Source organism: Vibrio sp. S17_S38 (genome assembly GCF_014694375.1).
Lineage (GTDB): Bacteria > Pseudomonadota > Gammaproteobacteria > Enterobacterales > Vibrionaceae > Vibrio.
Window position 1 is genome coordinate 111,954 of the sequence record NZ_JAAUWW010000008.1, and the last position, 26,773, is coordinate 138,726.

The 26,773-nt window shown below is 35.5% G+C and carries 23 protein-coding genes; 10 read left to right on the forward strand and 13 right to left on the reverse strand.

What is annotated here, in order from left to right:
* Positions 1-10 precede the first annotated feature (10 nt).
* The 7 genes from wbjC to HC725_RS08290 form a co-directional block, all read right to left on the reverse strand.
* Positions 11-1,114: a UDP-2-acetamido-2,6-beta-L-arabino-hexul-4-ose reductase gene (wbjC, locus tag HC725_RS08260; RefSeq protein ID WP_190331346.1), complete on the reverse strand. Its 1,104-nt coding sequence runs from the start codon at positions 1,112-1,114 to the stop codon at positions 11-13.
* Positions 1,115-2,152, reverse strand: coding sequence for a polysaccharide biosynthesis protein (locus tag HC725_RS08265; RefSeq protein WP_190331347.1), 1,038 nt, complete (start codon positions 2,150-2,152; stop codon positions 1,115-1,117).
* 2 nt (positions 2,153-2,154) lie between these two features.
* On the reverse strand, positions 2,155-3,363 hold the full coding sequence (locus HC725_RS08270; RefSeq protein ID WP_190331348.1) for a glycosyltransferase: 1,209 nt from the start codon (positions 3,361-3,363) through the stop codon (positions 2,155-2,157).
* Positions 3,364-3,372: 9 nt separating this feature from the next.
* A complete protein-coding gene (locus HC725_RS08275; protein WP_190331349.1) occupies positions 3,373-4,365 on the reverse strand; it encodes an EpsG family protein in 993 nt (330 codons plus the stop codon).
* Positions 4,355-5,359 carry a glycosyltransferase family A protein gene (locus tag HC725_RS08280; protein WP_190331350.1) on the reverse strand — a complete coding sequence of 335 codons (1,005 nt, stop codon included), beginning with the start codon at positions 5,357-5,359 and terminating at the stop codon, positions 4,355-4,357. The genes HC725_RS08275 and HC725_RS08280 overlap by 11 nt, the downstream gene beginning before the upstream one ends.
* A 10-nt stretch (positions 5,360-5,369) precedes the next feature.
* Positions 5,370-6,653, reverse strand: coding sequence for an O-antigen translocase (locus HC725_RS08285; RefSeq protein WP_190331351.1), 1,284 nt, complete (start codon positions 6,651-6,653; stop codon positions 5,370-5,372).
* A gap of 316 nt (positions 6,654-6,969) precedes the next feature.
* The gene (locus HC725_RS08290) at positions 6,970-8,112 is read right to left on the reverse strand and encodes an LPS O-antigen chain length determinant protein WzzB (RefSeq protein ID WP_342365933.1); all 1,143 of its coding nucleotides are present in this window, start codon (positions 8,110-8,112) and stop codon (positions 6,970-6,972) included.
* Positions 8,113-8,421: 309 nt separating this feature from the next.
* Between HC725_RS08290 and HC725_RS08295 the strand changes: the two genes are divergently transcribed.
* The 7 genes from HC725_RS08295 to HC725_RS08325 all read left to right on the forward strand — a co-directional run bounded on the left by HC725_RS08295 (position 8,422) and on the right by HC725_RS08325 (position 15,637).
* A complete protein-coding gene (locus HC725_RS08295; RefSeq protein WP_190331352.1) occupies positions 8,422-9,840 on the forward strand; it encodes an MBL fold metallo-hydrolase RNA specificity domain-containing protein in 1,419 nt (472 codons plus the stop codon).
* 553 nt (positions 9,841-10,393) lie between these two features.
* Entirely contained in the window at positions 10,394-10,678 is a 285-nt protein-coding gene (locus tag HC725_RS08300) for a GIY-YIG nuclease family protein (protein ID WP_190331353.1), read from the forward strand.
* Between the two features lie 192 nt (positions 10,679-10,870).
* Positions 10,871-11,815 (forward strand): ADP-glyceromanno-heptose 6-epimerase, encoded by a 945-nt coding sequence (rfaD, locus tag HC725_RS08305; protein ID WP_190331354.1) that lies wholly within the window; start codon positions 10,871-10,873, stop codon positions 11,813-11,815.
* 26 nt (positions 11,816-11,841) lie between these two features.
* On the forward strand, positions 11,842-12,876 hold the full coding sequence (gene waaF / locus HC725_RS08310) for a lipopolysaccharide heptosyltransferase II (RefSeq protein ID WP_190331355.1): 1,035 nt from the start codon (positions 11,842-11,844) through the stop codon (positions 12,874-12,876).
* Complete coding sequence (locus HC725_RS08315; protein ID WP_190331356.1) at positions 12,866-13,552, forward strand: CatB-related O-acetyltransferase; 687 nt, start codon at positions 12,866-12,868, stop codon at positions 13,550-13,552. Before waaF ends, HC725_RS08315 begins: the two co-directional genes overlap by 11 nt.
* On the forward strand, positions 13,545-14,486 hold the full coding sequence (locus HC725_RS08320; protein WP_194687902.1) for a stealth family protein: 942 nt from the start codon (positions 13,545-13,547) through the stop codon (positions 14,484-14,486). The genes HC725_RS08315 and HC725_RS08320 overlap by 8 nt, the downstream gene beginning before the upstream one ends.
* On the forward strand, positions 14,483-15,637 hold the full coding sequence (locus tag HC725_RS08325) for an O-antigen ligase family protein (RefSeq protein ID WP_190331357.1): 1,155 nt from the start codon (positions 14,483-14,485) through the stop codon (positions 15,635-15,637). Before HC725_RS08320 ends, HC725_RS08325 begins: the two co-directional genes overlap by 4 nt.
* A 39-nt stretch (positions 15,638-15,676) precedes the next feature.
* Here HC725_RS08325 and HC725_RS08330 read toward each other — a convergent pair whose 3' ends face one another.
* From HC725_RS08330 to HC725_RS08355, 6 genes are all read right to left on the reverse strand, one after another.
* Positions 15,677-16,921: a PIG-L family deacetylase gene (locus HC725_RS08330; RefSeq protein WP_190331358.1), complete on the reverse strand. Its 1,245-nt coding sequence runs from the start codon at positions 16,919-16,921 to the stop codon at positions 15,677-15,679.
* A 98-nt stretch (positions 16,922-17,019) separates the two neighbouring features.
* Positions 17,020-18,372, reverse strand: coding sequence for a 3-deoxy-D-manno-octulosonic acid transferase (locus HC725_RS08335; RefSeq protein WP_190331359.1), 1,353 nt, complete (start codon positions 18,370-18,372; stop codon positions 17,020-17,022).
* 44 nt (positions 18,373-18,416) lie between these two features.
* On the reverse strand, positions 18,417-19,592 hold the full coding sequence (locus HC725_RS08340; protein WP_190331360.1) for a glycosyltransferase: 1,176 nt from the start codon (positions 19,590-19,592) through the stop codon (positions 18,417-18,419).
* Positions 19,593-19,594: 2 nt separating this feature from the next.
* Positions 19,595-20,077, reverse strand: a complete 483-nt coding sequence (locus tag HC725_RS08345) for a serine O-acetyltransferase (RefSeq protein ID WP_190331361.1) — start codon at positions 20,075-20,077, stop codon at positions 19,595-19,597.
* 1 nt (position 20,078) lies between these two features.
* On the reverse strand, positions 20,079-21,911 hold the full coding sequence (locus tag HC725_RS08350; RefSeq protein WP_190331382.1) for a DUF3413 domain-containing protein: 1,833 nt from the start codon (positions 21,909-21,911) through the stop codon (positions 20,079-20,081).
* 50 nt (positions 21,912-21,961) lie between these two features.
* Entirely contained in the window at positions 21,962-22,675 is a 714-nt protein-coding gene (locus HC725_RS08355; RefSeq protein WP_190331362.1) for a 3-deoxy-D-manno-octulosonic acid kinase, read from the reverse strand.
* A 124-nt stretch (positions 22,676-22,799) separates the two neighbouring features.
* On the opposite strand from HC725_RS08355, the gene HC725_RS08360 reads away from it, so the two are divergent.
* From HC725_RS08360 to HC725_RS08370, 3 genes are all read left to right on the forward strand, one after another.
* A complete protein-coding gene (locus tag HC725_RS08360) occupies positions 22,800-24,779 on the forward strand; it encodes an LTA synthase family protein (protein ID WP_194687903.1) in 1,980 nt (659 codons plus the stop codon).
* A 78-nt stretch (positions 24,780-24,857) separates the two neighbouring features.
* Entirely contained in the window at positions 24,858-25,928 is a 1,071-nt protein-coding gene (locus HC725_RS08365) for a glycosyltransferase family 9 protein (RefSeq protein ID WP_190331363.1), read from the forward strand.
* Positions 25,929-25,963: 35 nt separating this feature from the next.
* Positions 25,964-26,746, forward strand: coding sequence for a glycosyltransferase family 2 protein (locus tag HC725_RS08370; protein ID WP_190331364.1), 783 nt, complete (start codon positions 25,964-25,966; stop codon positions 26,744-26,746).
* Positions 26,747-26,773: the final 27 nt, after the last annotated feature.

Sequence of the window (26,773 nt, forward strand, 5' to 3'; positions counted from 1 at the left end):
CTCTTTATAACTACAGTGGGCGAGCAAAGGTATCAGGTGCTTCACGGTCAAAAATTTCATTTGCCCATAACATGACGATCATTTCTTCATCACCAATATTAGTAATATCATGCGACCATCCAGGAACCGTTTCTACAATTTGTGCTTCAGTCCCACCGGTCTGAAGCTCATAACGCTCACCTGTAACGATATGCTCAAACTTAAACAAAGCTTTTCCCTTTAAAACCAAAAATTTTTCAGTCTTAGTATGGTGATAATGTCCCCCTCGAGTAATACCAGGGTGAGCGGTAAAAAATGAAAATTGTCCCGCCGTTTTCGTTTTGAGCATTTCACTAAAGACGCCACGCTCATCACCATAGCTAGGAATAGCGTAATTAAATTGCCCCGGAGTCATATAACTAAGATAAGTAGAATACAGCGCACGTTCAAAGCCTGTTCCCACATTTTCAGTAGTTAAGCTTTCACGGCTTTGTTTAAATGCTTTAAGTAAATCCGCTACGTCACCAACAGTGGTGGAATATTCTGTTGCTATATGTTGATAACCAGATTTCTCACTCTCAGTAAGAAGAGATATGAAACTACGACATACGTCATCAATATAAACCAATGTCACAGCCGCATCAGGATCATGAATATTAACATCTAAATTATTTAAGGTGTTATAGCAAAACGTAGCAACAAATGAGTTATAATTGGGGCGACACCACTTACCAAAAACATTAGGTAACCGATAAATATAATAAGAAGCACCAGTTTCAATACCATATTGCTCAACCGATTTTTCAGCTACAGCTTTACTACGTCCATACGCATTATCTTGGTTGGCCTGGGTCGAAGAGCTAACAACTAAAGTAGCGGTTTTATTAGATGCATTTAACTCACCGATTATGTAGTTAGTAAAATCGGTATTTCCTTCCAAAAACTCGGATTCATTCTTAGGTCGGTTTATACCAGCCAAATGGTAAACAAAATCAGCCTCACGAAGTGAATGTTTTAATTGCTCCCGCGATGTGTCTCGACCAATTTCAATTATATTTTGATAGCCTTGTTCACGGAGCATGACACATAAATTTTTACCAATAAAACCTTTTGCTCCAGTAACAACAATTTTCATTTACACTCCCTCTGGCACAATAAGACTTCCAGCTTCAATGTCTGCAATGAAATCAAGCTTATGTAATAACTTAATCATGCCATCGACATCTAAGCGTTCAGTGTTATGTGAGTTATAATCTTCGATAGTAGAAAGGTCTTTCTCACCTTCTTCATTAAATTTTGAGTAATTTAAGTCGCGATTATCTGAAGGTATGCGATAATATCCACCTTGATCTTCAGCCACAAACATCTCCTCTCGACTACATAGCGCTTCATATAATTTCTCACCATGGCGAGTACCAATAGTTTTTACGATATGATCTGGCTTACTCGTAATTTTAAGAAGTGCCTTTACTAACACATCAATGGTTGCCGCAGGTGCCTTTTGTACAAAAATATCACCATTTGTTCCATTCTCAAATGCATGAAGTACGAGGTCTACTGCATCATTTAATGTCATCATAAAACGGGTCATATTCGGGTCAGTTATAGTGATTGGTTGATCACTCATAACTTGGCGTAGAAATAGAGGGATTACAGAGCCACGAGAAGCCATCACATTACCATATCGAGTTGCTGATATGATGGTCTTTTCAGGATCAACATTACGTGATTTCGCAACGATAACTTTTTCCATCATCGCCTTAGATATCCCCATAGCATTAATAGGGTAAACCGCTTTATCGGTACTTAAACAAACAATACGCTTCACTTCATTTTGAATCGCAGCTTCAAGAACATTCTCGGTACCAAGAACATTAGTCTTTACAGCTTCCATTGGATGAAATTCACATGAAGGAACTTGCTTAAGTGCTGCCGCATGATAAATATAATCGACACCACGACTAGCATTTAAAATACTTTGATAATCACGAACATCACCAATATAAAACTTCAACTTAGACGAATTATATTTTTTACGCATGTCATCTTGTTTTTTCTCATCACGAGAAAAAACTCGAATCTCCTTAATATTTGATTTAATAAATCGGTCTAGAACTGCGTTGCCAAACGACCCCGTTCCTCCAGTAATTAAAAGAGACTTATCTTTAAACATTATTACACCTTCATAATAGAAACTAACTTAGAAACTTGTTTGCTTGCGCACTTATGCTCACTAACAAACTCTTTGGCTTTCAAACCACATTCAAATAAATATTCCTTTGAAAAACCTGATACTTTTTTTAAAACATATTTTAAGTCACCTTCATCTTCAACCTTAAAGTAAAGGGAATCATACTCACTTGGAATACCATCAAGTTTATACATAATCACAGGAACCCCTGAGCTCATATACTCTAAAACTTTTGATGGAAATGAATACTTTGTAAATTCATCATTATTACTCCGAGGATTAACTAAAGCTAAAGCCATCGATTGTAAAGCTAACACTTTTTCTCTCTCTAGCTGACCTAAATATATAACATTTTTAATGTCGTTACTTTTTTCGACCACATAATCACGATCATTTCCGTCGCCACAAATATAAAGTTTTACATTTGAAACTCCAGAGTCAGAGTATGATTCTATCAAATTTCGTATTCCATACCTTCTATCTAAAGTTCCTGAATAAAGAAAAAATGGTTCACTACAATAAAAAGACAAATACTCATCACCCATATTATAATAAAACCTTTCTGATGAAGATATTCCTTCTATAAGGACATGATTTAAGTTTTTAGAGAACCGATTTACCATTGCATTCGTAATAACACTTATACCAGAAGATTTATTGACAATAGAGTAGGACAACCTATTAACTAATCGATAAAAAAACGCATTAATACCAACTCTTTCTGACATGTACTCTGGGAGATCAGGTATTATCACATAGAACTTGATTCGTGAATTGAAAATTTTATTAATATAACATGCCAACAAAAATGGAAGATGCATTGAATAGCATATTACTTTAATATCTTTTTTATATTTTAAGATAGTTCTTATTGAAACAAATGCTCCCCAAAAGCGAGCCATGTGCTTAAAGCCCTTTACATTGATAAACTTAATATTATCAACCTTAACACCATTGTAATTGGATTTTTTCGCCCTTGGAGTGAAAGTTTTTTCTTTATAAGAACCAGGGTAACCACCAATAAATGGTAAATTGATAACAGATAAAGAATTCACACTTTCATTTTCAGCCAACCCATCCAAGTATTTTTTTTGTAAAGAATCTGCTGCATTTTGAATTGGACCAATAGAATCATTAATAATCATTTCAGCTTCAGAGCTAGAAAATATGCCACCTAAAAAAACAATATCCATCCCCACTCCTTATAAAACAAATGAAAAAAAATTATCTCTAAAAAGAGGAACCAATGTCAAATCAACTTGCAAATATATAAAATAGTAGAAAAGATATGAGGAGAATAAAACTAAATAAAGAAGCATCCATAAATTAAGTATTCTCTTTGCCATTATAAAATGCACAATCATCAACAAATCAATAAAAACAAACAGCCTAAAAACCCTAAGAAATATATCGCCATAAAAATACAACGGGATAAGAATCAAAGACACAATATTAATATTACAAATAAATCTTGGCCAATAATTACCTAGAAATATTTTTTTTTCTCGGTTAAATCCACGAAGAAAAATAAACACAGAAATAAACTGCATTAAAATATTAAAGATTAAACTTTTAACCGAGACCCCATAATAATTTAAATGTTCAACAATTCTAAGTGGCATAAAACCTGACAATAATAACACCTTAATAAACACCGCAAACAGAACCATGAAAAAAATAACTTTGTATTTTTTTACATCATTTTTTCCGTCAGTAAAAATTAAAATCATAAATAAGCATGCAGATTGATGAAACAGAGTAGCCAATACAACCAACCAGAAAAAGCTTTTCTTATCATTATTAAACAAAGGAACAAGTGCATTGAGTACAATAGAAAATGCCAAAGTATTTCTCATCAAAACATAATCTAATGGGAACATGAAAAAAAAATACACTAATAATGAAGTGGAAAAAATACAAGTTACTTTGGAAATGAAGCGAAAAGTAAGAAATAGAGTTATAAAAGAGATAAACACTTGAAACATTTGAAATGAAGCTCCAAGTTTATTAAAAATCAAATTTAATGCACCATAACCAACTTCAACCCCCCAATAAGATAATGCATCTCTTTGAAAATAAACTTCATATGCTTCTCTGTCACCATTCCATAAATTACCACCATATAATAACCATAAAAAGAAAAATAACACAAAACAAAAATATCTATCCAGAATAAAAAAACGATTATTTACCATAAACCTTCATCTTTATATATTCAGAAACACTTACCGTTTTATCTATATTAAATATCTGTCTTAACATTCGACTAGCAATAGACTTAAAAGAATAGAATTTAGGGTCCAAAATAATATTCCCTATTTTTCTTTCAACATCTAAATCAGTTAACATCCCTTTCGGGTGAATAAGGGGGAAAACCATAGGTTTAGTCTTCCTTTCACAAAACCGTGCAACCATCTCATCCTTCAAGCAAGTTCCACCATGTGTTGACTCAATATCGACGCCAATATTTCGAATTTGATTATATTTTGGTATAATTGCATAAACATTATGAGCTCTCATTGAAAAACTCATTTGATAATCCCAAGAAAAAAATCTACCCGTTTTTTTCTTGGCTTCCAGCTCATATTCAATATTATATCTATCCTGATAATATAACTTTTTATCAATATAGTTATTTTTTATCCTATTTCTAATGTAATCAGACTCCCACAGTTCAAGTTCTCCATCATAATAGGTATTAAACTTATCAGACCACGAAGCCCACCCGCAAGGCAGCATATTTTGTGAAAAGACATAACTAGAACCATCTCGAGGTTCTATTTCTTCTAAGTAGTTACTTCCACAAATCCAAAGAACCCGGCTATCATATTTATATTTATCTAATAGTTCCTGACAAAATTCAAAAAATGAAATTTCAGGTAAATTATCATCCTCAAGAAAAATAGCACATGGTTCTTTTGAAAATACAAACTTAGCACCTAAAGCAATATTTTCATAAACGCCTACATTAGCTTCATGATAATGTTTAATAACATCACATTCCCAATCAATAGATCTTTCAATAATTTCTCTACAGTTAAGAACCTTTTCTTTTTCTTCATCTGTTCTTCCATTGTCAGAAAGAATATATATTTTATTAGGTTTTACTTTAGATATTACTTTGATAATTTTGGAAAGCGTATCAGTACGCTTAAATACAAACAAAACCACAGGAACATTAAATGACATAACACTCACTTTAATCTATAGAAAATGAATTACTTCTAAAATAACACCACATGACAATAATCATGACACTTAAATATAGGATATTAGCTATAGCGTAAGCATAGGAAACTCCGATAAAACCAAAAGCATTAATGCATAAAATAGAAAGGACGACAAACAAAGTTGAACTGATTATCTCTGTAGCTATAAATGTTCTCGTCATTGCTTTCGCTAGCATTATATAGCTTAACAAGCACGCCAAAACTCTAATTACATCGCCAAATAACTGCCATTTAAAAAGAACAATCATATGTGAGAAATCAGAAGAAAATAAAATATCAACAATATAAAAACGAGAAAAATAGACTAAAAAAGCAAAAAACACAGCGATGGGAAATATCACTCTAAAAATTGAGAACATTTCTTTAAAAATTTCAGCCCTACATTTAACTTCAGAGATCCTAGGAAGATAATATATAGATAATATCGTCGTAACGACCATTAGCCCTATAGATGAAATATAAGTCATTGCTTGCCAATAGCCTGCATACTCCCATGAAATATCACTACGGATATAATCTCTTATCACTATAAGAGATAGAGGAACTGTTATGGCAGAAACTAAAGCCATCATGGAATACTTAAAAAGGCCTATTAACTGACTTCGTTCGATTTTCCCCAGAAAGTTTTCAAATTTAATAACATCATGCCCTTTCAACATCCATAACATTATAAACAAAACTATTGACTGATTAGTCACCATTGCAATTAATGCACCATCCAAAGAGAAAAAATACACCAATAAGGCTGTGAAAATTAAACTATATAAACTTTGAATAACACTTATAGATATAAACAACCTAACTTCACTTAAACCACTAATAATTGCAAGCAACAACTGATTTATTGAAAACAAAGTTAATGTCACACCAAAAACAATAAAAACATAGGTAAAGCTACCATCACCAAAGAACAAAAATGACATATAATTAGAAAAGATCATCATTATTACGCTAGCAATTATTGATAATATAATTGTCAATTTTAATGATGTACTAAAAATACTTTTAAACTCACCACGGTGTTGACCTTCTGCAGTATATTTTATTACACCATTATTTATTCCACCATTAGCTGCATTTTGAATAATCACAGACAAATTTTGAAACTGACCAATAACAGCCAACCCTGACGGACCTATATATACTGATATTGCTTTATTGATAACAAGGGCAGACAAAACCTTTACCAAAGTTGAAATCAGTGAAAGTATGGATATTTTCAAAATCCCTAATCTTCCATTTTTTTTATTCATTTTATAACTATCTCAACTTCACTCAATTAAAATTATTTGGTACCCATAACAATCGTGTTTATAATTTCAAGTATCTAATATGGGTTATGGATACTATTTTGCCATCGCACACATCATTCATTTACGATTCATGCCCTCCAATAAAGCCCCCCTTCTATCTCTAAAAAATCTGTCTGATCTTTTAAAATCCCTCCACTCGTTCCTCTACGCGTATACGGCAAGCGTATTTCTTAAAAGCAATGTCACGTTACCAACTCATCAACTATTGAGCCGATAAAGTTAGCACTTCCAGTTACTAGAATTTTCACCCTTAAATCTATTTATTATTTTTTATAAAAATAAAACGCACCAATACTAATCCAAATCCTAACATTCCACCTAACAAAAGACCTAAAACCGCAATCAAACTCCTTTTAGGCTTATCTCTAGAAACATCCCTTTCAGGTTGATCCAAGTAACGATAAGCTGAAAACTTCGCATTTTTATTAATGTCTAATTGCTCAATTTGCTCTAGCTTAGAACTTAATTGTTCAAGCCTTGGTTCAATTACGCTCAAGTTTTTCACTTTACTCAACGCACTTACTTTCGCTGTTAAGGCATCCGAACCGAGATTAATTGCAAAAATTTCTGTATCACCAAAGTTTTGCAGTGGTTTACTCACCCCTGCAGCTTGAGCAATATTTAAAGCGTATTCACTGCGTTCCTTTTCAACCAATAAGCGCTGTTGAGCTTGTTTGGTTAACATGATTGATTGTTGTTTTAACTCGTTCTTTTTAGAGCTGATTGTGGCAGCTAAGTTATTAAAGGCTTTTTGATGTACTTTGGTATCAACAAAAGCAATGTAGTTATTTAATAGCTCAAAACTATTTTGTGAGGTTTCAGCACTCACGGTGATCACATACGAGCCATCAACTCTTTTGGCATCTTCAGGTTTAATCGATAAGAACTTATACCAGTGACTATAGAGCTTGCGTAAAGCGTCTTCATCTTCTGGACTCTCTAGTTCTGCCTTATCTTTTTGAAATATGGCGGAGGTTTCTAAAAAGGCTTTTTTATTACTAGATGAGTTAAATTCATCGATAAATAAATCGTAAAGCTTCCTTTCATCAGTTAGCCCATCAAGCGCCTTGCTAACTAATACCGTGCCGTCTTCTTGGTAGACATTAAAGATTGGTTGAAACTGAACTACTTGATTTTGGTATTCACTGTAATCGCTCACTTGAGGTTGAGCTACTTTTGCCGTCGATGACCACTGTTCTTTTGCCATTAATGCATAAGCAATTGCCAAAGCAGTACAAATAAAAGTGCACGCAATAATTATCCACTTCCCTTTCCATAGTGCGGCAAACAACTCACGAAGGTCGATTTCATCATCTTGCGGTTGTTGAGGGTAATAATGTTGAGGTGGCATTTGGGGTTGCTGCGCTGCATGGTGCGATGGCGATTGTGGCTGGCTCACATAGAACTCCTAAAAATTGACACGCTACCGCCCTAAGGTTAAACGCATCCTCAAGGCGTATTTCTAAAAAGAAAGTAAAATTTGCGCGAAGTTTATCATTAAGATGGATACTTCGCGAGTCGCGGTAGGACAATTCCTCGTTAATAAGCTCTCTTATTTTTGATACAGGCTTCATTGTTTCAGAAAGATAATCCTATACCGTTCTAAAACATTGCCTTATTACCAAATATTCATTCAAAGAACTGTTATATATTGCTCGGTTAAACATAGATTTCGCAATATGAAATAATCAAAAATGGGAAGCCAAATATGACTACGCCTAATTATAGACTACACCCACAGCTCGATTACTATTTACTTCACCATGGCGGAAAGAACACAGTGACCGGTTCTTGTCATGAATTAAACATCGATGGCTCTGGTGTACTGATCGATTGTGGTCTATTTCAAGGTAAAGATGCGCCTTCCGATACTCTTGATGCCTTAAAGATTGAATTTCCACTCGACCATATTAAAGCACTTATTATTACTCACACTCATATTGACCACATCGGCCGCTTACCATGGTTACTAGCAGCAGGTTTTGATAAGCCGATTTATTGCACTCAAGCGACAGCGGCGCTAATACCATTGATGTTAGACGACGGATTAAAGCTGCAATTAGGTTTGAACACCCAACAACGAAAACGTGTGCTAGAAAAAATTGAGTCGCAAATATGTGCTATTCCATATAATGAATCGATGCAGCTTGAAAATGGCCTCGGATCTTTTCACTTATCACCTGCCGGGCATATTTTAGGCTCTGCGTATATCAACTTTCAGCTGCCTAATAATGAAGTCATTGTTTTTTCTGGTGATCTAGGTCCAAGAAATACTCCATTATTGCCCGATCCAATTTCACCTAAACAAGCTGATTATTTAGTGATTGAAACCACTTATGGCAATAAACGCCATGATGATGTGGCGACACGTTCTCAGCGGCTGGAAAAAATCGTCGAGCAATCATTACAAGATGGTGGTGTTATTTTAATTCCCGCATTCAGTGTAGGCAGAACACAAGAGCTTTTATTTGATATAGAACAATTAATCGCCCATAGCATTGAAACAGAAACGACCACGGATGACTTTTGGCAACAGTTACCGATTATTTTAGATTCACCACTGGCGCAAAAGGTAACGGCAGAATATGAACGGTTCAAGCAATTATGGAATGAAGAAGCCGACTATGGCGAAGTAACTAATAAGGCAAAGCAAGCTCGTCGCCATCCACTTTCTTTTGAGCAACTTATTACAGTCCATGACCATCATGAGCATCAAAAATTGGTCAATCGTTTAGCCTCAACTAATGAAGCCGCGATTGTTGTTGCGGCAAGTGGCATGTGTAATGGTGGTCGAATCATGAATTATTTAGAAGCCCTGCTACCAAACCAACAAACTGACGTTATTCTAGCGGGTTATCAGGCACAAGGAACATTAGGAAGACAACTGCAAGATGATGACGATTATGTTTATATCTCTAATCATAAAGTGAATGTTAATGCGCAAGTGCATTCAATGTCGGGTTATTCGGCACATGCAGATAAAGATGATTTGCTTGCTTTTATTCTAGGCATACCTAAAGCGCCCCAAAAGATATTTTTGATTCACGGCGAACCAGAGACAAAACAGATATTTAAAGGTTTATTGGAGGATCAGGAAAGGTTACTTAAAAGCGAAGTTATAATTTGATTTTCAACAATCGGAAGGAGATCCTGAACTGCGCTCCTTCGTCGCTTTTCAGGATGACGGATAATGTGGGTCGCATCTTCAGGATGATGGAGAAAATAGGTCGAACTCTAAATATAGCGGATAAAATAAGCCATATTTGCCTAGGAAAAATTACAACACTGAACCGTCATCCTGAATAGTGAGGCACGAACGTAGTTCAGGATCTCCTGATGTTATTTATTTTCAACAACCAGAAGGAGATCCTGAACTGCGCTCCTTCGTCGCTTTTCAGGATGACGAAGTTAAATAATCTGTATTTGTCGAGTATTTTCACTGCCTTTCCACCGTCCTCCTGAATAGTGAGGTACGAACGTAGTTCAGGATCATCTGATGTTATTTATTTTCAACAACCAAAAGGCGATCCTGAACTGCGCTCCTTTGTCGCTTTTCAGGATGACGAAGTTAAATAATCTGTATTTGTCGAGTATTTTCACTGCCTTTCCACCGTCATCCTGAATAGTGAGGTACGAACGTAGTTCAGGATCTCCATTAACATGAAGAGGGTTAATGAGACATGAAACAGCCTTGCATTTACATCCTTTCAAATACTCATAACAACGTTTTGTATATTGGCGTGAGCAGTAATTTGAAGCAACGAATCTGGCAACATAAGTCTGGAGGTATTAAAGGCTTCACACAACGATATCAGCTTCATAAATTAGTACATTATGAACTTTATAGTGACATGATAATCGCCATACAACGGGAAAAGCAGCTAAAGGCTTGGAAAAAGCAATGGAAAAACAACCTAATAACAAAGCACAATAAAGAATGGGCTGATTTATACGATCAACTGTAAGTGCCTTGCTACCTGTAGGAGATCCGGAACTACACTCGCACCTCGCTATTCAGGATGACGCATATTTTTAGTAATTAGTGATGAAAAAATCATCCTCGGCTCCCGGATCTTGAAGTTCGCTTTTATTTCCTCTCTCAACTTATCTTCTGATATACTTTCCCGTCTATCTTTTGAATTCTTTAGGAAGTAAATATGATCATAGTTACTGGCGGCGCAGGCATGATTGGCAGCAATATTGTTAAAGCATTAAATGCAGCTGGCCACAATGATATTTTAGTTGTCGATAATCTAAAAAATGGTCGTAAATTCAAAAATTTGGTTGACCTTGATATTACTGATTATATGGATCGTGATGACTTCTTGACTCAAATTATGGCCGGTGATGACTTCGGACCTATTGAAGCCATATTCCATGAAGGCGCTTGTTCTGCCACAACTGAATGGGATGGTAAATTCATGATGCTCAATAACTATGAGTATTCAAAAGAATTACTTCACTACAGTTTAGAACGTGACATCCCTTTCCTTTATGCTTCATCTGCGGCAACTTATGGCGCTCAAGATCAAGAGTTTATAGAAGAACGTGAATACGAAGGTGCATTAAACGTTTACGGTTATTCAAAACAGCAATTTGATAACTACGTTCGCCGCCTATGGGCCGATGCTGAAGCTCACGGTGAAAAGCTTTCTCAAATTACCGGCTTCCGCTATTTCAATGTTTATGGCCCTCGCGAACAACACAAAGGTAGTATGGCTTCAGTAGCATTCCACTTAAACAATCAATTATTAGCTGGCGAAAATGCCAAATTATTTGATGGCAGCGATGAGTTTAAACGTGATTTCATTTATGTTGGTGATGTGTGCAAAGTCAATCTTTGGTTCTTTGAAAATGGTGTATCCGGTATCTTCAACTGTGGCACAGGCAAAGCGGAAACTTTTGGGGAAGTGGCAAAGGCAGTCGTTAAGCATCACGGTACAGGCACTATTGAAAATGTCCCATTCCCAGAGCATCTAAAAGGCGCATATCAAGAATATACTCAAGCTAGCTTAACCAAGTTGCGCGCAGCTGGCTGCGATGTTGAGTTTAAAACCGTAGCTGAAGGTGTCGCGGAATATTTGGCTGAGATAAACGCTTAAACCTATTTTAGATAGTATCGAGTTTTATGAAAATTTTAATTATTGGTCCATCTTGGGTAGGTGATATGGTGATGTCACAATCACTTTATATCACCCTGAAGCAACAACACCCAGAAGTAAGTATTGATGTATTGGCTCCGGCATGGTGTAAACCTATTTTGGAGCGCATGCCCGAAGTTAATCAAGCAATAGAAATGCCACTTGGACACGGTGATTTTAATTTTCTAGGACGTCGAGCATTAGGTAAAGAACTTAAATTGCAGGAATATACCCACGCATATGTTCTTCCTAATTCAGCAAAATCAGCGCTTATTCCTTGGTTTGCAGATATTCCAGTCAGAACAGGCTGGAAAGGTGAAATGCGTTATGGTCTATTAACTGATTTGCGCAGTAACAAGAAATCATTTCAATATATGGTTGAGCGCTATATTGCTTTAGCTCATCCCAAAATCGATATGATTGATTCTAATTCTTTAAATGGATTAGCCTCCCTCCCAAAACCTCGTTTATTTATTGATAAAGATCAGCAGCAAGCGACTATTGAAAAATTCGGCCTCACTCAGGAACGAAAAACAATAGGTCTATGCCCTGGCGCAGAGTTCGGCCCAGCCAAACAATGGCCAGCAGAGCACTACGCAACGGTTGCCGATACATTAATATCAAAAGGGAAACAAGTTTGGTTATTTGGTTCAGCTAAAGATAAGCCAACAACGGATTCCATTAAAAGCCTTGTTTCAAGTGACAATCAAAAACACGTCTTTATTTTGGCAGGATTAACATCTCTTATTGAGGCGGTTGATTTACTAGGCGCTTGCCAGACGGTTATCAGCAACGATTCAGGTTTAATGCACGTTGCGGCAGCGGTTGGATGCGAAGTTATCGGCATTTATGGTTCAACCTCCCCTGAATATACGCCACCATTAGCAGAGAAGGTTTCGATTGTTCATACTGATATCGAATGTCGCCCATGCTTTAAACGTGAGTGCCCATTGGGGCATTTGAAATGCTTGAAAGAGTTGAAGCCAGATATGGTATTAAAGGCATTTAAAAATGATCTATAAACAATCCTTCCTACAGAAAGTGATTATCGACCTCTTTTGGAAACGTCTTTCAAAACCTAAGCATTTACAGTCTTTCATCATCCGCAAGATATCTAAAATTATTTTAAAACCTAATCCAGACAGTTTTCGTTATTTGGCTGAACGTTATTTTAATTTTACAGTAGGACGCCACTCTTATCGCTTTGAGCAGTTTTTCAACAATGACTCTTACCTAAACTTGCAAAAAATTGGCAGCTTTTGTTCTATCGGCGATAACGTAACAATAGTTAAAGGCAATCATCCACTGTCTTTTGTTTCAACCCACCCCTTTTTATACGAAAAAAAATACGGTGGTTATATTATTAATGATATGGACATTTCCCATGCAGTAGAGGCGGAGAAGGTTAGTATTGAAAATGACGTATGGATTGGCGCAAATGTATCAATAATGCCCGGAGTGACCATTTCAAATGGTGCCATTATTGCTACCGGAGCTGTTGTTACTAAAGATGTTCCAGCCTACGCAATTGTCGGTGGTATTCCAGCAAAGATCATACGATACCGATTCGAATCAGATGTCATTGAGAAATTACAGCGAAGCCAATGGTGGAACTGGCCTCAGGATAAAATAAAAGAACATATTTCATTGTTTTATGAGCCTAATAAATTTATTAAAGAAGTGAATATCCATGAATAAAATAGATATCGTTTACACATGGATAGATGGGCAAGATATTAAATGGATAGCAAAAAAAGAATCGCATCTAGCACATTGTCAGGTATATAATAACTGCTATAAAAGCCAGGCTGGAAGTGAACGGTTTACAGATAATCAAGAATTAAAGTATTCACTCCGCTCAATCGAGTTATTTGCTCCTTGGGTCAATCATATATACATCATCACCGATGCTCAAAAACCAAAATGGCTAAAGGACGGCTCTAAAGTCACAATAATTGATCATACTGAAATTATCCCAAAGGAATTTTTGCCTACTTTTAATTCAAGTGTTATTGAGGCTCATTTACACCTCATTAAAGGTTTAGAAGAGAAATTCATTTATTTTAATGATGATATGTTTTTAGGGAAACCAACCTCCGAGCTAGATTTCTTTAGGAAAGATAAACCATATATATTTACTTCATCTATTCTTCAGAAAAAAAACAAAAAACGTAAAGAATCAACTTATAATGTACGAGCCATTAATTTAAGCCGTCACATCGTACAAGAAAAAAACAAAATTTTTATTGGTTACGGTTTGAAGCATGGAATCAGACCACTTCTAAAATCCAGGTTGAAATTGATATCAGAAATATACTCAGAACATTTAACACCTCATTATAAAGAACGGTTTAGACTTAATCCTTTTTCACTGATTTATTTATATACTTTTCACGAGCTTGCTGTAAATAATGCAAATTCAAAATATTTACAAAATATTGATCATAAAAAAATATTTAATTTCTTTCCGGGGTTCTGCTATATAAAAGATAGTAATATTCTTGAATTCTCATCAAATTATACAAAGAAAAAGCCTTTGGTTTTCTGTATTAATGAGCTATCAAAAAAATTAGAACTCATCCCATTATTTTCCAATGGTATCTTTTCAAAAAAATCGAAATTTGAACAATGAAAACTAAAATCACATATAATACATTACTATTTATAATTCTATCATGGATATTTTCAGGTCTATGGTTATCACATGACAGCTTAAAAAAACTAACCGCTTTGGCTATTATATTTTTAGTTTTCTCACTAATTTCCAATCCGAAAGTAATAATTGCCAATATAAAAAAGAAATACAATATTTTCATATTCATTCTTGTGATATTAAGTTTATACGCGAAATATTTTCATGGTGGGATATTTGGCAGCTTCACTCGTTCCTGCTTAATTCTCTACATGATTGCTATTTCATTAAACACAGAAAAAACAAATATAACCTTGCTTAAGCATAGTATTACATTAGGTTTTTTACTCAACCTTGGATTTTTAGTTTATATCAGAGTGTTTTTGCAAGAATCAAGACCTGAAAGTTTCATGAACCCAAACATATATGCCCCTGTATTCGGATTGTTTTTTATTTATTTTTGTTATTCGACATTAAAGCACCATAATATAGTTAATTTAATCCTATCAATCTTGGCTATATACTGTGTGAGTATCATGCAATCAAGAGGTGTCATTGTCGCATCAGTATTATCACTTTCTATTATATTAATGCATAGCACATATATAATATCAAAAAATAAAATAGTACGAATATCAATATTACTCATACCTATATTATTCATTACTATACTATTAAGCTCAAAATTGGGTGAAAATCTTTATGACAAAAGCACTCGTGAATATAACCAAATTAAAAGTGGTAATTTAAACACATCTGTAGGGCTTAGAATTGAAATGTTTTATATTGCTGAAAGTCTCATCTCAGAAAAACCATTGACAGGTCACGGAAAAGACTTCACTAATGATAGAAAAAAGATAATTAAAGAAAAAAACTATAATCCTATTATAAATAAATTCAAAACATTACATAATGTTTATTCAGATAGCTGGGCTAAATTAGGATTATTAGGATTTATTACATCGTTATTATTAACACTGCTTCCTATTCTGTTATTAAGAAAAACTAAACATATTATCTTAGGTTTAGCTTTGACTATATTTACCTTTACCATATCCATGGTTGATACCGCCTTACTTGGTGGTGAATATTTATTAATGCTAATTGCTTTATCTTATATTTACAGATGTTCCTCAGACTTATCAAAATAAACTATCTGTATTTATTTTTAAACTCTATATCAATAGTATCTAAGTCTCACTTTTATTTTCGCGCATAAGTAACTGGCGGCTAAATTCAATAGCATCTAGCACTGAAAAAACCTCATTAGATTTTATATGCGTTTGAAAATAACTATGATGACTGTAATATTGATACTCGTTTTTTTGTACGCTTTTCGCCCACCATTGCTTGAGTTTTTTCTCCCAGCGATTTTTACTACGTAGATCATGCATTGAATCAAATGCGACCACTTTATCTTTTTGAGTCTGTAATGTGAGCTGATGGCTATAGCAAGAATATTGCTCAAATATCGATACTGATTCATACCATGGAGGTAGTGCTGTTTTGGCATGTTCGGGGCCATAAGGGAAGTTTTTAATATTTCTCAAATGGTTTACATACAAAAGAATATTTTTAGGTTTGTATTCACTTTTTTGAATCGCAAGAGCTAAGGCATGGGCCGCAACAATATGTTCATGGTGTGGATCAATTTCAGGATCGGTAACGAAAATACTGACTGGTTTTATTTGCTCAATCAGGCTAACGAGGTCATCGATTAAAGCTTGACCGGAATTAATAAAGTCTTTGTCATTTGGTAGCTTAATATGATTAAGTGACCTATTTTTTTCTGATGCCAAATGACCAATAATACTATCTGAACGCACTTCATCTTTACTGTAATATAAGCATTCCTTCGTAATATTATAATAACCAAGATAAGAAATACGATGATAATCCACTCCAGCTAACAATGGTGTAGTCATGCTATTCCATGCTCTTATTCTAGCTTTTCTTCTTATCGCGTCGTTTATATTCTTATCAAGATCTTTAATGTACTGCTGGCTTAGTTTCTGTACATTTTGACCTGCATTAATCGTTGTTATCCAAGCTTGTTGTGCAAAATCTTGATATAAGCCATAGGCAGCCAACTCAGCATCATCGGCATGCGGAGCAATAATAAGAATAGGCCCGGCGGCTAAATCTGGTTTCTTAAATGCCAGTAGGGTTGCAGATTCCGAGACTGAGCAATGTTCACAAAATAAAGTCAGGTTTTCAAAATTACTATAACCACTTAAATTTAAATAGCGGATACCTCTTTGATTCGGTTCAAAGTATTGGCTGCTTTCAATCTTTATTTCGGCATCATTATCAGTAATTGCAATTCGGCCTTGCTTCTTTTTATCTTTGGCTTGATAAGAAAATACGAGCAACCAGGTATAATTAGCTGCATTTTGCAACGCTTTTAATGAGTCCTGTCGTAAAATATCACTCAATTTATATGTATTATCCTTCGCAGATACAGATAGAATTGTGACATCGTATTGGTCATCGGCTCGTAATGCATATTGATAGTCTATCTTTTTCATCTTAGCTACTTACTTGCGTTGATTAGAGTTAATGTTCGACTTATCGCGCCAGAGTTTGATTTGATAACATTCATAGCCTGTTGTCCTTTATAGCATGAACTGACGGGATCTAAAAAAAGTGCTATTAATTGATCTGCTAATTGTTCAGAATCCATACAGATCGAGATTGCTTCAGCTTGTAATAATTGTTCGGTAATATCTTTGAAATTATAGTAGCTAGGCCCCGTGATGGAAGGTATGCCTAACGCAGAAGGCTCGAGTAAATTGTGCCCACCAACTTTATCTCCAATTAAACTTCCCCCCATAAAACAAACATCACTCGCTGCCAGTAGTAATAACATTTCCCCCATACTATCAGCTAAATATACCTGGCACTCATTAACACCCTCTTTAACTGAGCTTCTGCGTACAAGTTTAAAATTTTGATTACTTATAAGCTCAGCGACCTGATTGAAACGTTCCGGGTGGCGAGGTACCAAAACTAGAATTGCATTAGGAAACAACGTTAATACCTTCCGATGTGCATTTAAGATTTGTTCATCTTCGCCTTTGTGAGTACTGGCTGCAATCCAAATAGGTTGTAGTAGCTTTTGGTCTTGGTCTTGGTCTTGGTCTTGGTCTTGGTCTTGGTCTTGGTCTTGGTCTTGGTCTTGAATTATTGAGGCTTGTAACTGCTTACGCAAATTATCTGCCTCTATTTTGACATCGGGCGTAATATTGATATCAAATTTTATTGAGCCGGAAATTGAAACCTTAGAGGCAGCTAACCCCAAACCAATAAAGCGTTCAGCATCATCTTTATGTTGGCAAATAACTTGATCTAACGAGGAAGATAATATGTTGAAAATAGTCTTAACTTTGGCATAGCGCAACGCCGACCGTTTCGATAAACGTGCATTAATGACAGTAATTGGAATGTCATTACCTTTTACCGTTGCCAGTGTATTTGGCCACAGTTCTGTTTCCATTATGATCATTCTTTCTGGTTGAATAGCTTTAATAAACCGTTTCACCGCACAAGAAAAATCTAATGGCATAAAACGATGCTCCACCAATTCTCTTAGACTCTCTGCCTGTTGAGCTCCTGTTGCAGTGGTGGTCGTTAACACAATAATCTGTTCCGGATTTTGCCGCTTTAATTCTTTAATTAAGGAAGTGACACCTAAAACCTCCCCCACCGATACCGCATGAATCCAGATGCTTTTTTCATCCGGTTGTAATTTTATCGGAGGTGTAAAACCAAAATGTTCTTTCCAACGAGAACCAAAAGTCGGCTTACCTTCCTTTTTTTTATATAAGCTGTATAAAAAAAAGGGGGATAAGAATACAAGTAATACTGTGTAGATAAACCGAATCATTCTTGATGTTTCCTTGCAATACTTTCAAACAAAACAATTAATATTTACTGTATGAATTCCTGTACATATTGTTCAACAATAAAGTCTTGATCAAATCTAATTAGTGCCTTGTTTATATCATCATTTAACGCCTCACTAGGAGCGTGATTTAATGATAATTGAATTTTTTTTGCTAAAGAGATCTCATCTTGTTCGGCTAAAAATCGACTCAATTCACCTTGCATAATATCCCTGACACCTCCAGGACAATCCGTTGAAACTACTCGAGTTCCACAGGCTAATGCTTCAATTAGAACCATTCCTAAACCTTCAGATTTTGAACTAAGAACAAATAGGTCTGCTTGTTTATACCAAGGAAATGGATTAGTTTGTGATCCCTTGAAAAAAACATTCTGATGTAAGCCCAGTTCTGATACTTTTTTTTCAAGATGCTCTCTATCTTTCCCTTCTCCGACGATCACTAGATCTTGCTCCAAACCAAAATGAAGACGAGCATAATGATAAGCCTGAATAAGTAAGGTGAAATTTTTTAAAGGTACCAGGCGACCTAATCCTAAAATATAAGGATTTGGGTGTAGTAGATCGATGTCAATCGGTTGTAATGCATCTTTTCTGATCATTTGATAATCATTCGGGTTACTAATTTGTGAAACAGTCCGACAATCTATCTTGTGCTCTTTAGTTAGATCCAAGAAACTATCCTTAGCGCCATTCGATACACAAGCAACATTTCGATTTTCAAATAATGATGAAAATACCCATCGAGATAAACCTGCATATAAATGTTTATTTTGCACACTTTCACAAACGAAAACAAAACGATCATCTTTAAATGGCCAAATTTGTCCAAATGTCCCTTGTCCGCGAAATACAATCAAATCAAAACGGCCATTTTTTTTCTCCAATTTTCGCAACTTATAACGAAATGCAATAGCCTGAGCATACGCAAAAAAATGAGGAAAGGTTTTGCGGAAAAATATATTGATTAATTTACAAATAAGAAACCATAAGCTGCCAACACCAGTCAATAGCACCCATTTTTTCAAGTCAAAAAGGTGTAATTTAACCGCTTCATTTCTAGGCAATATTTGTTTTTGTCTATTTTTAAAATATATCAAGTGGCTATCATACCCAGAATATGCAAAAGCATCGGCAAGATTAACCGCAACCCTTTCCATCCCTCCAAGCTTTAAACAGCTGACAACTACTGCTACTTTCATTTCTAATTCTCGATCTTAGTTATCATATTCCGTCCTGTAACCAAACTGTTTGGGGGTACATTTTTAGTAACAGTACTATTAGCAGCCACAATGGAGTTATTTCCTATGGTGATACCGCCGACCACGACAGAACCAGCATAAATAATTACAGAATCCTCAATAATTGGCATATCACTTTTGCTGCCTTGCCCGTTAATTCCTATGTTGGCTCCAATAGTCACATTTTGAAAAATAGATACATTATTTTTAAGTATTGCAAAATCACCGATAACAACACCTACGATATGAAAAAATTTTACCGTTTTATCAATTTGAGCTCCAGGGTCAATTTCACAACCATATCTATATATAATTTTATTTTGATAATATTTAGTCAAAAATCTCCATTTTTTTTTAAAAAAATAGTTCATTATTTCTACGTCATAATGAATTCTTTTTGTTGCCTTACAAAAAGAATAACTCTTTAATATTGTATTTAAAATCATTCTACTTCCTAAATCGGCTAATCTGCTCTAACGCTTGTTGCAGATATTGGTAATTAGGTTGATCATCTTTAGGATGATTCGTGATATCCATAAACTGATATTGACCAGCCGCCCCAACGTCTAGAATCGAGTCATGAGAAACAACGCCATAACCACTATAGCTCGAAACCATCACCCATGGGCGATCTTGTGGTTTATCAAATAAATCAATTCCGGTAGAGTAATCACTTATTTTATTTTCGACACCAAGGTAGTTTTTCGCAATAGTAGGCGCTACATCTTCATGGCTGCTGAAGTTATCCCCCCAACCTTTTGCAAAGTTTTTTGGTACTTTCGGACCAACCATAACAAATGGTACTTGAGTTTGGGCTGGGGTAAAATTACTATTATGCCCCCAGTAATTTAGTTTGTTGTCATTGAGTTCTTGTGCATGATCTCCAGTTATAATGACTAGAGTATTATCCAACTCGCCTGTTGATTTTAATTTATCCAACACCTTCTTAGCTAAACTATCAACAAAATGAACACTGGTTTTATAACGATTTATTAAAGGCCCTGGATCTGTTTTATTGTTCAAATTGAGGTAGTTTAATGTTTTCAACATAGGTTGATATTGATGTGGGTATCCTTTAGGAAAGTCATAGCCATGTGGTGCATCATAAAACAAAAATGAAAATGTTGGTTTTGATTTATTACGCTTGTCATACCATGAAAGCCAATCTTTTGTTAGATCAATATCACGAGCCGAGGGGGTTGATCCTTTTGAACCAATACGTATGTTTTTCAGACTTGCAAACACTGTTTGATTAAATTCAGGGGCCGTTAATTTAGCTGACGCAAATAAGCCAATTTGATAATTAAGTTGTTGTAAGCGATCCATCAATACAGGGGCTTTATGATTAGCTAAGAAACCATGCCAATACGTTCCTGGAAGCCCATAGAAAAGACCAAATATCCCGGTTCGAGTCGCATTCCCCGTTGAAATATGATTATAAAAACGCTCACCTGTTTGTGAAAACTGCCAAAGATTTGGCGTGTTATCAGCATTAAAAGTATCCGCCCTCCAAGAATCAACCACCAAGAAAACAATATTAACAGGTTTATCTACCGCTTTTGTTTTTAAAGAAGATAGTGGATAACTTAAATCGCTATTGCCTTCTAATGCCATTGATTTTTGACGCTCAACCGCTTGCTCATCAATCCAACCGTGCTTTCTCATAAAGCTATTTGCGGTTGCTGGTTGAAACAAAGGTAAATACTGCTTGACGATATTCACTGGTTGGTAAGCATAAGCGGATGCCCAAATATGGACACCATTAGTAAATAGTAGACAAACAAAAGTGAGAAATACGAACTTTCGACCTAATCGTTTTTTTGTTAATGCTGGCTGGCTTTCTATAAAGCAGACTAACCAATACTGGAATGATATTAAAGCGGTAAGGCCTATCATCGTCATTAACCAAGTAATAAGTGGAAAATCGACTACATCGCCAGAAAATACCAGCTCCACGACAACGGCATTCATATGGAATCGATATTGAGCAAATACAAAGGTATCAACCACCAAGCCAGCAAGTGCAATCGAAGCAATAATGGCAATCAAACTACGACGAGCAAAATTCGGTAACCATAATGAAGGAATACTAATTAAACCAATTAGGGCTGCCAATAACGTCATTTGGCTCCACGTTCCTGCCACAATAAAGCTAGTACTCAATCCATCTTGAGGAAATGCGGGAAGGTACAAAAAATATTGAACGGCAATCAGCATTGCAATTAGAGCATTAATTAAAATACCCCAACCATGGATATGTAGTTTTTGCTTAAATGTCAGTGGGAATTTATAAGATTTCAAATGAAGCCTGCTTAATTACTAAAAGTAGATTAATTGGAGTAACCCACTAGCAATGCTTGCCAATCAGACTCTTGATTCCAGTTAATTTGACGCTTTATTAGCTCTTTTTTAAACGAACGTAACAACCGTTCAAGGTTATTTTGCTTCCAGCTGATGTTATTACCATTCTTTTCTATATGGCACTTATCAAAATCGATAATCCAAACTTTGCCATTCGTATCGACCAAAATATTATGAATATTCAAATCTGTATGATTCACATTGGCTTGATGTAATTTTTTCACTTCCTGACCAATTTTTTCATACAAAGTAAGGGGGATTGAATTTAGTTGTAATAACTCAACTAAGTCTTGTGCATTTGGGATTTTTTGAGTCAAAATATCAGCTTGATAACAGCACCCTTTTTTCATTGCTCGTGCAGCGATCGGTTGGGGGACATGGACTCCTTGTTTGATTAAATGTTCAAGTAAAATAAATTCTTGAAAGCTCCTTGTTTTTTCCCAACTTGTAAACCAATAAGTATCACTAATTATTTTTCCAAATAATCCACCACGTCGATAATGCCGTAATGCTGCTGGCATTTGCTCCGTCTGTACAAACCAGGTAATTCCACGCCCTTGTGCCGAACCAATGACCTTCCCGATTCGCTTCCAATATTCTGGATCAAAATACGAATCCATAGCGTCTAAAACTAAAGTTTCATTGTACCAAGCTTTACTGCTTACCGTTTCTAATACTTTCATAAAACCAAATATTCAGTTATTGAAGAACTTCGAGCCAAAACACCATGCTGTAATCACCATCAATTAATCGACAAAATAATCAATATTCTATAAAATACGCACAACTATTTTATGGTAGAAAAACATGTTTAGAATCCATTTCATTCAAAATTTACGTCAAATAATCATTGCAATTTTAATCTCAACCCTTGTTCTTGGTTTAGCTAGGGTTGTATTCTTGCTTAACATCACTAATTTCAATGAACTATTGCAGTATACACAGGATTTCTGGCTATCAACAGTGGTCGGCTTACGCTTTGATTTAAAAGTTTCTGTTATCGCTTTTATGCCATTGTTTCTCTTAGGTTGCATTAGTGCGAATGATGAACGATGGCAGCGTCGATATGACTCTATAAGTCAATATTATTCCGCTGTTATTTTCTTTCTTTTGGTCGCATTCTCCATTGGAAATTATTACTTCTATAAAACTTATGGTAATTTTTTTGATGTCTTTATGTTTGGTTTTATTGATGATGATACCCAAGCAGTAGCAATCAGTATGTGGCAGGATTATCCCGTTTTACGTTCAGTATTCTTTGCTATTTTTATTACCATACTCAGTTTGTATCTACTTAGAAAAGCTAATAAGTCCTTATCTGTCACTGCATCACCCGTCCCATCAAAAACCCGAGTATCTATTACTGCGTTGATTAGTGTCTTAGTTTTTTTCTTGTTAGCTCGCGGGGCTTTAGGAGCGTTTCCTTTAGGTCGATACGATGCCAATGTATCTAGTTTCATACCATTAAATAAAGTAACGCCTAATGCTTTTATGGCAATGGATTGGGCTCGTAAAGATCATGAAAAAGAAGAAAACTTCCTTCCTATTGATAGCTCAGAATTAACGAATCAAATGAGAAAAGTAATCGGGAAAGATAATCCTATTTATCATACTCCGAAGAATGACTATTTAGCGAAAAACAAGCCTAATGTTTTTATCGTTTTAATGGAAAGTATGGGGACTAACTACCTGATTGATGATGATAAAAATAGTAATGACCTATTGGGCTCTTTGCGTCATCACTTCAATGAAGATTTCACTTTCAAGCGTTTTCAAGCGGGTACTAGCGGTACTTGGACCAGCATTATGATGATGCTAACTCAGAGCAACCATGCTTCTATTAGCCAATCATCATATAAAAAAATAAAACTCGATAGTCTTGCAACCATTCCATATAAAAATGCAGGCTATGAAATTAGCTTTATTTATGCAGGTGATAGTGGCTGGAGAAATTCGGGAGAATATTTACGCTATCAGGGCTTTGACAATTTCTATGATGAAGCGGCTATTTTATCTCAATACCCTGAAGCTAAAAAGACACAATCAGAATGGGGATTGGCAGATGAATATGCCTTCAAATTTGCCCACCACTTATTAGAAACAGCTAAAAAGCCACAAATGATATTTATGATGTCATTAACTAATCATCCTCCTTATAAACTACCAAACACTTACCAGCCGAAACCAGTACGTTTAACCCAACGATTGAAAGGCAATATAAGTAATAGCCCTGAAGAAGCTTTAACGTCAGAAGAAACCTACCAATATGCAAGTAATTCATTAGGAAACTTCATTGAGTCGATCAAACATTCAAAACTGGGTGATAATACCCTGATTGCGGCATCGGGCGATCACCATATGCGCAGTATTAAAATGGACTTAAAAAATGAATTCGCCATTAGCTATGGTGTACCTTTTTATCTGCATATTCCTAAAAAAATCTTGCAACAAGTTCCGCATAAATATATAAAAAATCGAATCGGTTCGCATCGAGACATATTCCCGACCCTGTATCATTTTAGTCTGTCTGATTCTCAATACATTACTCTGGGTGGCCAAAATTTACTGAGCACTCAAGCTATCGATAATATTGGCTATAATGAAACACATGTCATCAATTTAAGTGGTGCTTATTCGAAAAGCCGACCACAAGAACTTTACCTTTGGGATGATGATCTTATTCATACGAAGCCTGTAGCCGTAAATAATCCCGATCCTGATTTTTTAAGTGATTATGATAAATTACAGGATATGTATATTCGTTCTTTACTCAATCAACAAAAATAGGCCTTTAAACCTTAACCGAACTAGGTAGTTCGGTTATGTGGATTTATTTTTTCATACTGTTAGGACATTGGTTTTATTATGCCCCTTTTTACTACCGCGCCAAATTCTATCTGTATCTTACGTTTATCCGCTATTGGTGACGTATGTAATACAATAGCAGCAGTACAATGCATTCAACGCCAATGGCCAACCACTAAGATAACTTGGATAACCAGTAAAATAGAATCCCAATTAATTCATGACCTCCCCAATGTTAACGTTGTTATTTTCAATAAAAAAGAAGGGATTAAGGGCTATTTATCTCTCTGGAAACAACTTAAAAGTGAAAAGTTTGATGCTTTACTACATATGCAATATGCCTTAAGAGCAAGTATTGCAACGCTAGGGATAAAAGCTAAATATAAGCTAGGATTTGATGCCAAACGTAGCCAAGATTTTCAAACTTGCTTTACCAATGTCAAGGTCCCTTCTCCTCAAGTACCGCACGTTTTAGATGGGTTGCTTGCTTTTGCAACCACGCTTGGTGTGATGGATACAACTCCTATTTGGTCTATTCCTTATACAGATGAAGACAACCAGTGGGCTAAACAATACCTTATTGACCCAAATGATTTATCGAAACATAAAAACTTGATTATAGTTCCGGCTGCCAGTAAAGCTTATAAAAACTGGACGCCTCAAGGATACGCTGCGGTAATTGAGCATGCCCAATATTTAGGTTGGAATATTATTTTAGCCGGCAGCCCTGCACAGATAGAGTTAGACTTAGCTGAAAGCATCCAATCACAAGTCTTTAATGTGACTAATTTAGTCGGTAAAAGCAGCATAAAACAAATGCTCGCTCTTATTGATAATGCTGATTTAGTCATAGCGCCAGATACAGGACCAACCCATATGGCCAATGCGATGAACACACCAGTTATTGGCTTATATGCTCACCATAACCCCCAAAGAACAGGTCCTTATCAATATCGTGATTTTATAGTTTCAGCTTATGAGCAAGCTATCGCTATGGAGAATAATCATACAATTGATAAGTTACCGTGGCGGACTAGAGTTAAAAATAAAAATGCTATGACTTTTATATCTAGTGAGTCTGTTATAGCTATGTTTGATAAAATAACTAGCACATTAAAAATAACCGATTAACTACCGATCTTTTTAAACTTTAATAGGCATAATTTATGATCACTGGCGTTGTTATTACTCTTAACGAATCTAGAAATATAAAAGAGTGCATTGAGTCACTACAGCAAGTTTGTTCTGAGATTATTATTGTCGACTCAGAAAGTACCGACGATACAGTTAAAATTGCAGAAAGCCTTGGAGCAAAAGTCATTCATCAAGCTTATTTAGGCGATGGCATTCAAAAAAATGTAGGCTTAGATTATTCCAGTAACGATTGGATCCTAAGTTTAGATGCAGATGAGCGGCTAACACCGGAAGCCGTAATCGCAATCCAAGCGCTTAATCTAGAAAATACAAAGCACGATGCTTTTGCTCTTCGACGCCGTAATTACATTGGTAGTCGTTGGATCAAACAATGTGGCTGGTATCCTGATTTTTGTATCCGCTTATATAACAAAAATAAAACACGCTTTGCCCCAGTTAAACAACATGCCGCGGTTCAAGCCCGTAACCCCGATCGTTTAGATGCCGATATTATTCATTATTCATTTGAAGATATTGGCCAGCTGTTTGCCAAACCAGGTCGTAACTTTAGTGGCCGAGCAGCCAAAATCATGTATGAGAAAGGCAAGCGAGCCAATGCGCTTTCACCGTTTACTCATGGTATCAATGCATTTATTCGAAAGTACTTTTTTCAAAAAGGTTTTTTAGGTGGTGTTGATGGAATGACCGTAGCACTAAGCTCTGCTCTTAACAGCTACTTAAAATATGCAAAACTTTTAGAATTCCAGCGCGATCCTAAAGTATTAGAAAAAGCTGACTTTAAGAAAGTTTGGTAAGTTCGCTTGTTAAAGGGTAATACGAAT